The organism is Streptomyces sp. NPDC057280 (assembly GCF_042668605.1).
GTDB lineage: Bacteria > Actinomycetota > Actinomycetes > Streptomycetales > Streptomycetaceae > Streptomyces.
The window spans coordinates 1060483-1072244 of the sequence record NZ_JBHUYR010000003.1; the positions used below are offsets into that span (position 1 = coordinate 1060483).

At 71.6% G+C, this 11762-nt stretch carries 11 protein-coding genes; 4 read left to right on the plus strand and 7 right to left on the minus strand.

Annotated features, from left to right (window positions below; all coding sequences use genetic code 11):
* Positions 1-70 precede the first annotated feature (70 nt).
* Together ACFUO4_RS23495 and ACFUO4_RS23500 are read left to right on the plus strand one after the other, a co-directional pair.
* Positions 71-394: an STAS domain-containing protein gene (locus ACFUO4_RS23495; RefSeq protein WP_059192313.1), complete on the plus strand. Its 324-nt coding sequence runs from the start codon at positions 71-73 to the stop codon at positions 392-394.
* 274 nt (positions 395-668) lie between these two features.
* Entirely contained in the window at positions 669-3170 is a 2502-nt protein-coding gene (locus tag ACFUO4_RS23500) for an ATP-binding protein (RefSeq protein ID WP_383487728.1), read from the plus strand.
* Positions 3171-3251: 81 nt separating this feature from the next.
* Here ACFUO4_RS23500 and nucS read toward each other — a convergent pair whose 3' ends face one another.
* Positions 3252-3923 carry an endonuclease NucS gene (nucS, locus tag ACFUO4_RS23505; protein WP_079311040.1) on the minus strand — a complete coding sequence of 224 codons (672 nt, stop codon included), beginning with the start codon at positions 3921-3923 and terminating at the stop codon, positions 3252-3254.
* Positions 3924-4177: 254 nt separating this feature from the next.
* Between nucS and ACFUO4_RS23510 the strand changes: the two genes are divergently transcribed.
* On the plus strand, positions 4178-4570 hold the full coding sequence (locus tag ACFUO4_RS23510; RefSeq protein ID WP_059192310.1) for an SCO5389 family protein: 393 nt from the start codon (positions 4178-4180) through the stop codon (positions 4568-4570).
* A gap of 82 nt (positions 4571-4652) precedes the next feature.
* Here ACFUO4_RS23510 and ACFUO4_RS23515 read toward each other — a convergent pair whose 3' ends face one another.
* A complete protein-coding gene (locus ACFUO4_RS23515) occupies positions 4653-5681 on the minus strand; it encodes an LLM class flavin-dependent oxidoreductase (protein ID WP_079311039.1) in 1029 nt (342 codons plus the stop codon).
* A 221-nt stretch (positions 5682-5902) separates the two neighbouring features.
* Here ACFUO4_RS23515 and ACFUO4_RS23520 point away from each other — a divergent pair, with 221 nt between their 5' ends.
* Entirely contained in the window at positions 5903-6232 is a 330-nt protein-coding gene (locus tag ACFUO4_RS23520; RefSeq protein ID WP_059192308.1) for a hypothetical protein, read from the plus strand.
* Positions 6233-6245: 13 nt separating this feature from the next.
* Here the strand turns inward: ACFUO4_RS23520 and ACFUO4_RS23525 are convergent, their stop codons facing one another.
* The 5 genes from ACFUO4_RS23525 to ACFUO4_RS23545 form a co-directional block, all read right to left on the minus strand.
* Complete coding sequence (locus tag ACFUO4_RS23525; RefSeq protein ID WP_383487734.1) at positions 6246-7154, minus strand: ABC transporter permease; 909 nt, start codon at positions 7152-7154, stop codon at positions 6246-6248.
* The gene (locus tag ACFUO4_RS23530) at positions 7151-8599 is read right to left on the minus strand and encodes an ABC transporter ATP-binding protein (RefSeq protein WP_383487737.1); all 1449 of its coding nucleotides are present in this window, start codon (positions 8597-8599) and stop codon (positions 7151-7153) included. The genes ACFUO4_RS23525 and ACFUO4_RS23530 overlap by 4 nt, the downstream gene beginning before the upstream one ends.
* A gap of 103 nt (positions 8600-8702) precedes the next feature.
* A complete protein-coding gene (locus tag ACFUO4_RS23535; RefSeq protein WP_079311650.1) occupies positions 8703-9473 on the minus strand; it encodes an ABC transporter permease in 771 nt (256 codons plus the stop codon).
* 2 nt (positions 9474-9475) lie between these two features.
* Complete coding sequence (locus tag ACFUO4_RS23540) at positions 9476-10429, minus strand: ABC transporter ATP-binding protein (protein WP_383487741.1); 954 nt, start codon at positions 10427-10429, stop codon at positions 9476-9478.
* A gap of 195 nt (positions 10430-10624) precedes the next feature.
* Positions 10625-11563 (minus strand): cellulose-binding protein, encoded by a 939-nt coding sequence (locus tag ACFUO4_RS23545; RefSeq protein WP_079311652.1) that lies wholly within the window; start codon positions 11561-11563, stop codon positions 10625-10627.
* Positions 11564-11762: the final 199 nt, after the last annotated feature.

Consider the following 11762-nt stretch of genomic DNA (forward strand, 5'->3'; position numbering starts at 1 on the left):
TCGCGCAGTCAGAGGTTGCATCACCGGACATCACATTCGCGGAGCACGAGACGCACCACGGGGAGCGCATATGTTCATCAGGGGCGACCACGTCGAGCTGGTCGTCGGGGGCCGCCTCGACGTCCGCAGCGCGGCGGACGCCCGTACGGTCCTGCACTCGGCCGTCGACGACGGAGTCGGCGATCTCGTGCTCGACCTGTCCGAGCTCGACTCCTGGGACGCCACCGGCCTCGGAGTGATCATGGGAGCCCATCGCAGGGCCGGCCGCTGCGGCCGCCGCCTGGTGCTGCGCGACGTACCGCCGCAGATGCAGCGCCTGCTGGTGGCCACCCGGCTGCACCGGATCCTGGCGATCGAGGGCGGCATCGGGGTGGAGTCGCTGCCCCGCGTGTGAACCCTTGTGCGCATGCGGTGTGGGCGTCCGGTGTTGCAATGGTGAAAGGCGCGTCGCGCACAATCCTCACGAGACTGTGACGTCTCGGACGGCGCGGTACCCCGGGCTGTCGTAGATACTGTGCGAAGGTTTAGGGTTCGGTCGCCCGCTGGAAGCACGTCCCTGAACGAGCGGGCCCGGACCAGAAGCGACAGCGCGGTGTGCAGCAGGCCGGAGGGGGCCTGGGTCCCGAAGGACCCACGACACACGAGACGCTTTTGGGGGGCTTGAACCTATGGACCCGAACACCCGGGGACCCGAGGAGTACGGCCACGACGGTGACGGCAACCCGTCGCGCCAGCGTCCGCCCCGGGACCCGCTCACACCCGGCGTCGGCCAGAGCACGCCCGCCCTGGCCCGCACGGTGCAGCTGGTCTCCGGTGACCACCTGCTCACGGTCAACCCCGTCGACGGCAGCGAGATAGAGCCCTGCCCGCCGGGCGAACGGCCCGCCCGGCCGCGCAAGCTCAGCGCCACCGAACGCGCCGAGACCGACCGCGCGGCCCGCCCGCCGGCCCCGTCCGGCCCCACCCCGCCCCGGCTGCCGCTGCTGGACCGCCAGGACGAGCGTGAACGCCTCGTGCGCCTGCTCGCCCGCGGCCGCTCCGTCCGCCTCACCGGCCCCGCCGGATCGGGCCGCACCAGCCTGCTCGACGTCGTCGCCGAGGACTGCTCGGACCTCGCCCCCGACGGCGTCGTCCGCCTGAACGGCTTCCACCGCAGCGCCGACGACCTCCTCCACGACCTCTTCTACGCCGTCTACGACGCACCCCTGCACCGGCCCGGACACGAGGACCTGCTCGCCCTCGTCCGGGAGATCGGCGCGGTCGTCGTCCTCGACGACGTCGAGTTCGGCGGCGCCGCGCTCGACGACCTGCTCGAGGCCACCCCCGAGTGCGCCTTCCTCGTCGCCGCGACCCCGGACGTGCCCGCGCCGTCCGCCGACTCGGCCCTCGAAGAGGTCTTCCTCGGCGGCCTGGACCGCGCCGGGGGAGTGGAACTCCTGGAGCGTGCCGTCGGCCGCGTGCTCACCGAGGACGAGGCCAACTGGGCCGGCGACCTCTGGTTCGAGTCCGAGGGGCTGCCGCTCAGGTTCGTCCAGGCCGGCGCCCTGCTCCGGCAGCGTGACGAACTGCGCGCCAGCGCCGAGGCCTTCGACGAGTTCGGCGTCTTCCAGGGCGCCCAGGTCGACGCCCCCTACGAGGCCGGCGACGGCCAGGACGTGCCGCTGCCCTCCCTCGCCGAGGGCGCCGCACCCGCCGCGCTGCTCGCTGGCCGGCTCAGCGAATCGGCGCGCGCCGCCCTGCGGTTCGCCGTGGCGCTCGGCGGCGAGGTGCCGCACCAGGCCCATCTGCCCGCCCTCGTCGGCGACACCCACGCCGACGCCGCGCTGGGCGAGCTGCTGAGCTCCGCGCTCATCACTCCGGTCGGCGCCCGCTACCGGCTCGCCGCCGGTGTGCAGACCCAGCTGGAGAGCGCCGGATACGGCGACGACATCGAAGGCCAGGCCCTGGCCGCGGCCCGGCACTACGCCTGGTGGGCCGGGCACCCCTCGGTCACGCCCGAGCGGGTGTGCGCCGAGTCCGACGCCGTGCTGGCCGCCCTCACCGTGCTGGTGCCGGTCGCGGAGCCGGCCGACGAGGGCGAGGAGAACGTCACCGTCCAGCTGGCCCGCACCGCCGCGCCCGCGTTCGCCGCCGGGCTGCACTGGAGCGCCTGGGAGCGCACCCTGCGCTTCGGCGCCGAGGCCGCCCGGGTCTCCGGCGAGGTGGGTGAACAGGCCTACTTCCACCATGAGTTGGGCATCCTCGCGCTCTGCGCCGACCAGCTGGACCGGGCCCGCGCCGAGCTGGAGGCCGCCATCGCGCTGCGCGGCGCCCTCGCCGACAAGCGCGGCACCGTCGCGGGCCGCCGTGCGCTCGCGCTGGTCTCCGACCGGTCCGGCCTGCCGCCGGCCATCACCGCGACCGCCGGCGAGGAGGTGCCCGACGCCCGCCACGAGGAGTCGCTGTCGCCGCCCGGCGGCATCCCGGCCTTCCCGCCGCTCCAGCCGCCGAACGACCCCTCGACCCTGGTCACCCACCGGGCCGTGGCCCCCGCCCCCGTCGTGCCCAACCGCAAGGCCCGCGGCGGCCTCAAGGGGCTCGCCCGGCGCAACCTCGTCGCGGCCGGCGCGGGCGCGCTCCTCGCGGCGGTGCTGGGCACGGTGGTGACGCTCGGGGCCACGTCGAACAACGACGCGAACAACCCGTCCGACAAGGTGGGCGTCAACCCGTCGGCCAGCCAGGGCATCGACGACGGCAGCCTCGGCGCCGACGTGCCGAAGAACGACGACGGCAAGGGCGACACCGGCACGGCCACCAGCCGCCCGACCGACCCGGGCCCGGACGGCACGTTCGGTACGTCGGACGACCCGACGCCGACGGAGAGCGCGCAGCCCTCCGACGACCCGAGCGGCACGAAGTCGCCCACCTCGAAGCCGTCGTCGTCGACGCCCAAGCCGCCGTCGACCTCGGCGTCCCCGACCAAGCCGCCGTCGACCTCGCCGACGCCGACGCCGAGCACGCCCTCGGGTTCGCCGACGCCGACGACGAGCCCGACACCGGAGCCGTCGGACACGCCGACCACGTCCGACTCCGCCAGCGGCCCGGCCTCCAGCGCGCCCGCCAGCGCCTCGGAGAGCGGCGGCGCCGGCACGCCGGCCTCGTCGGGTTCCGCGTCGGGCGCGGTCATCTGACGCGCGTGCGCCGGCAGTGAGGGCCGGGTTCCTGTCAGGAACCCGGCCCTCGTCGTCGTAGAGCCTCGAAGGCGATCGCCGTCAGAACAGCCGCAGCTTGTCGTCCTCGATGCCGCGCAGGGCGTCGTAGTCGAGGACCGTGCAGCCGATGCCGCGGTCCGTGGCGAGGACGCGGGCCTGGGGCTTGATCTCCTGGGCGGCGAAGATGCCGCGGACCGGGGCGAGATGCGGGTCGCGGTTCAACAGCTCCAGGTAGCGGGTGAGTTGCTCGACGCCGTCGATCTCGCCGCGCCGCTTGATCTCGACCGCGACGGTCTGGCCGTCGGCGTCCCGGCACAGGATGTCGACCGGGCCGATGGCGGTCATGTACTCGCGGCGGATGAGCGTGTAGCCGTCGCCGAGGGTCTCGATGCGGTCGGCGAGGAGCTCCTGAAGGTGTGCTTCCACGCCGTCCTTGATCAGGCCCGGGTCGACGCCCAGTTCGTGCGAGGAGTCGTGGAGGATCTCCTCCATCGTGATGATCAGCTTCTCGCCGGCTTTGTTGATGACGGTCCAGACGCCCTCTTCGTCGCCCGCACCCTCCTTCAACGTGCAGGGCGGCGACATCCAGTTCAGGGGCTTGTAGGCCCGGTCGTCCGCGTGGATCGAGACGCTGCCGTCCGCCTTCACGAGGATCAGGCGGGGCGCGGACGGGAGGTGGGCGGTGAGCCGGCCCGCGTAGTCGACGGAGCACCGGGCAATGACGAGACGCATGGTGGGCAACGCTACTCGACGGCCCGCCGTCGAAGCGATTCGGCCCGTAGCACCCGGAACGACCCGTGTTCGTTTGTGGCCGATTGTGTGCCCATTGGGGGCCCTCTATGTACGCAATCTCCTGGTGCCGTCACGGTCCGTTGCCTACGGTAGTAAACGGGAGGTCGCGAGGCATGTACTCAGCGTGTTCGGCGTCGCGGACTCCCTCATCTGTCCGGCAACCCCTGTTGCTTGGGGGTGCGAGAGGAGAACCCATGTCGCTCGACGTCTCACCGGCCCTACTCGAGAAGGCCGAGCGAGGCGAGGTCGACGAAGCGGAATTCGTCGACTGCGTCCGGACCTCCCTGCCTTACGCATGGGAGATGATCAGCTCCCTGGTGGCCCAGCTGAAGGTCGACGGCGGTGCGTTCGCCGACAACCAGACGCCTCCGCCGGACGAGCAGGCACGCGGTCAGCTGCTGCGTGCGCTCGCGAGTGACGCGATACGCGGCGCGCTGCAACGGCACTTCGGGGTACGGCTGGCGTTCCAGAACTGCCACCGGGTGGCGGTGTTCCCGCTGGACGCCTCGGTGGACGAGACGCTGGCCCGCTTCACCTCGGTCCGCAGTCAACTGCTGAACCAGTCCCCGGAGTTCCGGGACTGCTGACGCAGCGAGCCGTTCGCTTGCCGCTCCGTACGCGGGAGGTGCATTCAGTACAGGGGCGGCAAGCTCTGCGCGGGGCCCACGGTCAGCCGAGGTGGGGGAGCACCTCGGCACCCAGCCGCCGTACGTTCTCCTCGGTGGCCGCGAGGTCTCCCGAGCCCTCGACGAGCAGGGCGAAGCGGGAGATGCCGGTCCGCTCGCTGGTGGCGGCGAGCCGGTCGGCGCACAGCCGGGGGGTGCCCACCGGGTGCAGCCCGCAGAGCAGTTCGGTGTACGCCACCGGGTCGCGCATCGAGCGATGGCGGCCGTCGACCGTCACATGGGCCTCCAGGCCCTGGCGCAGCCAGCCCGGCATCGCCTTCACCAACGCCTCCACGGCGTCCGTGCGCTTGTCCGCGATCTGGCAGACACCGGCCGAGACATGGGCCGCCTGCGCGATCTCGTCCGGCGAACGGCCCGCCGCACGCGCGTGCCTGCGCCACAGGCCGACCATCTCCGCCTTCTCCTCGTCCCCGACATGCATCCCGAGCAGCATCGGCAACCCGCGCTCGGCCGCCAGCCGCACACTCGCCGGGGAGGTGCAGGCGACGATCACCTCGGGGCCGTCCGCCTCTGTCAGTGCCTCCGAAGGCCGCGGTACGACGGGGACCTCGCGGAAGCGGTAGCGCTCGCCGTCGGCCGACACCGACGCGTCGCGCAGCCAGCGCACCAGCAGATCGAGTGATTCCGGGAACCCCTTCTCGTAGGCCGCGAGCCCCGACCCGAACACCTCCAGGTCGACCCACGGCCCGCCGCGCCCGACACCCAGCGAGAAGCGCCCGCCCGAGGTGAGGTGCAGCAGCGCGGCCTGCTCGCCCAGGGCCACCGGGTGGGCGGTGGGCAGCACGCTGACGGCGGTGCCGACGCGGAGCCGGCGGGTGCGGCCCAGGAGTAACGCGGCCAGGGTGATCGCCGACGGGCAGGTGCCGTACGGCACGAAGTGGTGCTCGGCCAGCCAGACCGAGTCCAGGCCCGCTTCCTCGGCGACCTCGGCCGAGCGGACCGCGCGGTGCAGCGCCTCCCCCTGGCCCTGCCCCGGGAACTGGGCCGCCAACACGAAACTTCCAACGCGCATGTGCTTTTCCTGCTTCCTTGGCTCCGACGCGGAGCTCCCCCACCCGGCATAACCGTCTGACACGTGCCGAGGACACGGCCTGGCGAAGAGATTTGCGGATTGTCTGCCGAATGCCGCGTCCGCGAGGGGGACTTGTGGGGGTTGGTGCTCTTCGCGTACCCCTGTCCGCGCCGCGTAGGCTGGACACGCCGTGCTTCCTGTATAGCCCCGAGAGGTGTTCCGTGTCCCCGCGTCGCAACCGACCCAAGGGTTCCGATTCCGGCCGGAGTGCCGAGGACGACCGGTCCGGCCGGTACGGCGGCTGGCAGTCCACTGAGAGCTGGCAGGGCGAGGAGTGGAACGTCCGCCATGTGGCGGGCGCGAGTTCCCAGGGCAAGTCCTACCGTTGCCCGGGCTGCGACCAGCTGATCCCGGACGGCGTCCCGCACGTGGTGGCCTGGCCGGACCACTCCGGGGTCGACGAGCGCCGGCACTGGCACAAGGCGTGCTGGAACGCGAAGGACCGCCGCACCACGCGGGTGCAGCGGTCCAGGAACGCGCCGAAGTTCTAGGCTGCTCGTCGGGTCAGACGTCCCGCTTCTGCAGCAGCACGCAGGCACCGGCGAACGCGGCCGCCGTCACGCCGAGCATGATCCACAGCGGGTCCCAGCCGGACGGGCCGGACTCAGTGAGCGAGTTGGAGTAGAAGACGCTCAGCTGGTTCGGGATCGAGTACTCGAACAGGGCCTCGCGCAGCTTCTCCAGCGAGGACGAGAACATGAACAGCGCGATGACCAGCGGGGCCAGCACCACGCCGATCATGATGGTGATCGCGCCCGCCGAGTGCCGGATGATCGAGCCGATGACGAGCGAGAGCAGCCCGAGCAGCGCGATGTAGAGCGAGATGCCGAGGGTGCCCTTGAGCCATTCGCTGCCGGAGGGGTCCCGCACGCCGCTGCTGTCCAGCAGGGCCACGTCCGCGAGGGCGACCAGGAGCGCCGAGGCGAAGGTCACCACGAAGGCGACGGAGAAGAACACGATCGACTTCGCCGCCAGCACCCGCACCCGGTTGGGGCACGCGGTCATGGTGGTGCGGATCATGCCGGTGCCGTACTCGGAGGCGGTGGTCAGCACGCCGAGCGTGATGACGCACATGCTGCCGAGCAGCAGTCCGAAGAAGCCGAACGACAGCGGGTTCTCCCCGGCCAGGTCGGTCTCGCCGGCGCTGCTCCCCACCACCGCGGCGGCCAGCAGACCGATCCCGACGACGAGCAGGACGAACACCCCGAGCGTCCACATCGTCGACCGCACGGAGCGGATCTTCGTCCACTCCGAGGCGATCGCGTGCCCGAGGTGCGTGCGCACCACCGGGATCGGAGACGTGTACGTCGGGTACGAGCCGGCGGGCGCCGACTGCCAGTGGGGCGCCTGCGCCGTCTGAGGCTGAGGCTGGGGCACGGCGGCCTGCGGCATCGGAGGCTGGGGCGTACTCATCGGGTGTCCTCGGGCTTGGTCAGGTCGGCGGCGGACGGGGTCGGGGCGGCACCGGCGGGGGGCGCGGGGGCCGGGGCGGCGGGCTGCGCGGGGGCGGCCGGGGCCGAGGCCGGGGCGCCCGTGGAAGGCTGCGGCGCGGAGCCGGTCGGGGCGCCTGCCGGAGCCGGGGCCGCCGCGGGCTGCTGGGTGGGGCCGGGGGCTTGCGGGGCGGCAGCGTCGGCCGGGGCCGTCTGCGGGGCCGCGGGGGCGTACGGGTTCGCGGCGGTCGCAGCGGCCGGGGCCTGGGCGCCGTAGGGGCCGGCGGGCGGCTGGGCGGCGGTACCGGGGGCGCCCGGGGCGGCCGGGGTGCCGTACGGCCCCGCAGGCGGCTGGGAGGTGCCGTACGGGCCTGTGGCGGGCTGACCCTGCGGAGCGAACTGCTGCTGGGGCGGCGGTGGGGCGTACCAGCCGGGCTGGCCCTGGCCGGGGACCGGCATCGGGGGCTGGGCGCCGGGCGGCAGGGGCTGCATGAGGCCCGCCTTCTGGTCGATCGTCGAGCGGTAGTCGACGGCCGCCTGCGTCATCCGCATGTACGCCTCCTCCAGCGAGGCGGAGTGCGGCGACAGCTCCCACAGCCGTACGTCGGCCTCGTGGGCGATGTCGCTGATGCGGGGGAGCGGGAGCCCGGTGATCCGCAGGGCGCCGTCCTGCTCGGGCAGCACATGGCCGCCGGCCTCGGTCAGCGCGGACGTCAGCTTCTCGCGCAGCTGCGGCTCGGTGTCGGGCGTGCGGACCCGCGCGAAGCCGGCGGAGTTCGCCGCGATGAAGTCGTTCACGCTCATGTCGGCCAGCAGCTGGCCGCGCCCGATGACGATCAGGTGGTCGGCGGTCAGCGCCATCTCGCTCATGAGGTGCGAGGAGACGAAGACCGTACGGCCCTCCGCCGCCAGCGCCTTCATCAGGTTGCGCACCCAGAGGATGCCCTCGGGGTCGAGGCCGTTGACCGGCTCGTCGAAGAGCAGGACCTGCGGGTCGCCGAGGAGCGCGGCGGCGATGCCGAGCCGCTGGCCCATGCCGAGGGAGAAGCCCTTGGAACGTTTCCGCGCCACGTCCTGGAGGCCGACGACACCGAGCACCTCGTCCACCCGGCGGGCCGGGATGCCGGAGAGCTGGGCGAGGCACAGGAGGTGGTTGCGGGCGTGCCGGCCGCCGTGGACCGCCTTGGCGTCGAGGAGCGCACCGACCTGGCGGGGGGCGTTCGGCAGCTTGCGGTACGGGTAGCCGCCGATCGTCACCTGCCCCGAGGTGGGGTTGTCCAGGCCCAGGATCATCCGCATCGTCGTCGACTTGCCCGAGCCGTTGGGGCCCAGGAAGCCGGTGACGGCACCGGGCCGCACCTGGAAGGAAAGGTTGTACACAGCGGTCTTGTCGCCATATTGCTTGGTCAGGCCGACTGCCTCGATCATGCTCCGCACCCATCGAAAGGTTCAGGACAGCAGGGCGCACGCCCCCGTAAGGGTTAGGAGCTTATCCGGGCGCTGACGGTTCCATTCAAGAGGCCGCAAAGCCTCAGGCATCTCTCTTCTTCAGCAGCACGTACCCGCCCGCGATCGCCGCCGCCACCCACAGCACCATGATCGCGAGCCCGCCCCAGGGGCCGTAGGGAGTGTCGTCGTCGATCGGCGTGACCACCTGCATGATCTTGCTGCCGGCCTGGTCGGGCAGGTACCGGCCGATCTTCTTGGTGGCCGAGACATTGCCGAGGATGTTGGAGATCAGGAAGAAGAACGGCATCAGGATGCCCAGCGACAGCATCGGCGAGCGCAGCATCACGGCGACGCCCATGGAGAACATCGCGATCAGCGTCATGTAGAGCCCGCCGCCGATCACCGCGCGCAGCACGCCCTCGTCGCCGATGTGCGCCCGGTGCTCGCCGAGCATGGCCTGCCCGAGAAAGAAGGCGACGAAGCTGGTGGCGAGGCCGACGACGAGCGAGAGGCCGGTCGCGACCCCGATCTTGCTGAACAGGAAGGTGCCGCGCTGCGGTACGGCGGCCAGCGAGGTGCGGATCATGCCGGTGCTGTACTCGTTGGACACCACCAGCACCCCGAACACGATCATCGCGAGCTGGCCGAGGCTCATCCCGGCGAAGCTGATGAAGGTCGGGTCGAAGGAGAGCCGGTCCTTGCGGCTCATCTTGTCGAACTCGTTCTTCGACAGGGCCGAGATCAGCATGCCGAGGGCGAGGGTGACGACCACGGCGAGGGAGAGCGTCCACACCGTGGACGCCACCGACCGGATCTTGGTCCACTCGGACCGGACGACCTGCGCTGCCGCCATGGTCAGTTCCCCTTCCAGCCGTCGCCCCAGGCCTGTTGCTCCGCAGGGGTGTCGGCGTGCGCGTGGTACTCGACCGACTCGGCGGTCAGCTGCATGAACGCCTCCTCCAGGGAGGCCTGCTGGGGGCTGAGCTCGTGCAGCACGATCTGGTGCTGTGCCGCCAGCTCACCGATGTGCTCGGGCTTGCCGCCGTCGACCTCCAGCGCCCCGGCACCGGTCTCCACGACCGTGATCCCGGCCCCGTGCAGCACGTCGAGGAGCCGTTCGCGCTGGGGCGAGCGGATCCGGACGTACGACCGCGAGTTCTGCTCGATGAACTCGGCCATGGAGGTGTCGGCGAGCAGCCGGCCCTGCCCGATGACGACGAGGTGGTCGGCGGTCAGGGCCATCTCGCTCATCAGGTGACTGGAGACGAACACCGTCCGGCCCTGTGCGGCCAGCGATTTCATCAGGTTGCGGATCCAGTGGATGCCCTCGGGGTCGAGCCCGTTCACCGGCTCGTCGAACATCAGGATGCGCGGATCGCCGAGCAGCGCGCCCGCGATGCCGAGGCGCTGTCCCATGCCGAGCGAGAACCCCTTGGCCTTCTTCTTCGCGACGGCCGTCAGTCCGACGGTGTCGAGCACCTCGTCGACCCGGGCGCGCGGGATGCCGTTGCTCTGCGCGAGGCAGAGAAGGTGGTTGAAGGCGCTGCGCCCGCCGTGCATGGCCTTGGCGTCCAGCAGGGCGCCGATGTACTTGAGGGGGTCCTTCAGACGGTCGTAGTGCTTGCCGTCGATGCGGACGTCACCGGCGGTCGGCCGGTCAAGGCCGAGCATCATCCGCATCGTCGTCGACTTGCCGGCGCCGTTGGGACCGAGGAAGCCGGTGACGATGCCGGGTCTGACGGTGAAGGTCAGGTTGTTGACCGCCACCTTCTCGCCGTACCGCTTGGTCAGGCCCTCGAGCTCGATCATGCGGCCACGCTAAGACGGCCCCCGGGACGCTGCCACTTGAGCCGATCGCCGGTACGACGACCGGTCACCGGCACGACGACCGGCCACCGGCACGACGACCGGCCACCGGCACGACGACCGGTCACCGGCACGACAAAGGGCCCGCACCGTTCGGGGGAGAGGGTGCGGGCCCTTTGTGGCTGCCGTCAGGCGGTGTTACCGGGACTGCTGCGCCGGAACCCCGCGGGAGATCGGCTCGTCGTCCGTGGCCGGGGAACCGGCCGCGGCCACCGCGGCGCCCGTGAGCGTCGCGAGCATCTCGCGGACGTTCGTGAGCTGGGCGTTGATCGAGTCGCGGCGGTTGGTGAGGGCGGCCAGCTCGCGCTCGGATTCCGAACGGATGCGGTCGGCCTTGGCGTTCGCGTCCGCGACGATGTCCTCGGCCTGACGCTGGGCCGTCTCCACCGTCTGGCGGGCGCGGCGCTCGGCGTCGGTGCGCAGCTTCTCGGCCTCCAGGCGGAGCTGCTCCGCGCGGTGCTCGATCTCCGCGAGGCGCTTCTCGGCCTTCTGCTGACGGGACGCGAGGTCGCGCTCCGACTGCTCGCGACGCTTGGCCAGGTTGGTCTCGAAGTCCGCGGCGGCCTGAGCGGCCTTGGCGCGGGTCTCCTCGAAGAGGGCGTCCGCCTCCTCGCGCTTGGACTGCGCGTCCTTCTGGGCCTCGGCGCGCAGCTGCGAAGCGTCGCTCTTGGCCTTCTCGACGATCCGGACGCCTTCGTCCTCGGCCTTGGCCTTGCGCTCCGCGGCGAACGACTCCGCGTCGTTGCGCACCTGCTGGGCCGCGGACTCGGCCAGCTCGCGGTGCTGCTCGGCCGCGCGACGGGCCTCCTCGCGCAGGTCCTTGGCCTCTTCCTCGGCGAGGCGGAGGATCTTCTCGACACGCGCGCCGAGACCGGCGTACGACGGCTCCGCGTCGCTTACCTGAGCCTGGGCGTTCTGCGTCTCGAGGTGGAGCTCCTCGATGCGCTTTTCCAGAGCGGTGATGCGGGTGAGAGCGCTGTCACGGTCGGAGACGAGCTTGGAGATACGTTCGTCCACCTGAGCGCGGTCGTACCCACGCCGCACAAGCTCGAAGCCGTAGGGGGAAGTGTCGCTCATGGGGTTCCTGTCAAATGAGACCGGTGAGGTGATAGGGGGAATCCTAGGGGCCGAAGCGGTGTGTCATCGAGCGGATACGTGTTTGATCTGGAGAATGACACCCCTTTTGAGTGGCTAACCCTCGGACGGCTTGCCAAAAACTTGGTCAAACGCCCCAGACGGCACCGGAGTTCGACCGGTCGTGACCGGTCGGAACCTG

Coding starts and splice junctions, on each gene's coding strand:
- nucS (WP_079311040.1), bottom strand. CDS start 3,923: ATGCGTCTCGTCATTGCCCGGTGCTCCGTCGACTACGCGGGCCGGCTC.
- ACFUO4_RS23495 (WP_059192313.1), top strand. CDS start 71: ATGTTCATCAGGGGCGACCACGTCGAGCTGGTCGTCGGGGGCCGCCTC.
- ACFUO4_RS23525 (WP_383487734.1), bottom strand. CDS start 7,154: ATGAGTACGCCCCAGCCTCCGATGCCGCAGGCCGCCGTGCCCCAGCCT.
- ACFUO4_RS23515 (WP_079311039.1), bottom strand. CDS start 5,681: ATGCGCGTTGGAAGTTTCGTGTTGGCGGCCCAGTTCCCGGGGCAGGGC.
- ACFUO4_RS23510 (WP_059192310.1), top strand. CDS start 4,178: ATGTCGCTCGACGTCTCACCGGCCCTACTCGAGAAGGCCGAGCGAGGC.
- ACFUO4_RS23535 (WP_079311650.1), bottom strand. CDS start 9,473: ATGGCGGCAGCGCAGGTCGTCCGGTCCGAGTGGACCAAGATCCGGTCG.
- ACFUO4_RS23540 (WP_383487741.1), bottom strand. CDS start 10,429: ATGATCGAGCTCGAGGGCCTGACCAAGCGGTACGGCGAGAAGGTGGCG.
- ACFUO4_RS23500 (WP_383487728.1), top strand. CDS start 669: ATGGACCCGAACACCCGGGGACCCGAGGAGTACGGCCACGACGGTGAC.
- ACFUO4_RS23545 (WP_079311652.1), bottom strand. CDS start 11,563: ATGAGCGACACTTCCCCCTACGGCTTCGAGCTTGTGCGGCGTGGGTAC.
- ACFUO4_RS23530 (WP_383487737.1), bottom strand. CDS start 8,599: ATGATCGAGGCAGTCGGCCTGACCAAGCAATATGGCGACAAGACCGCT.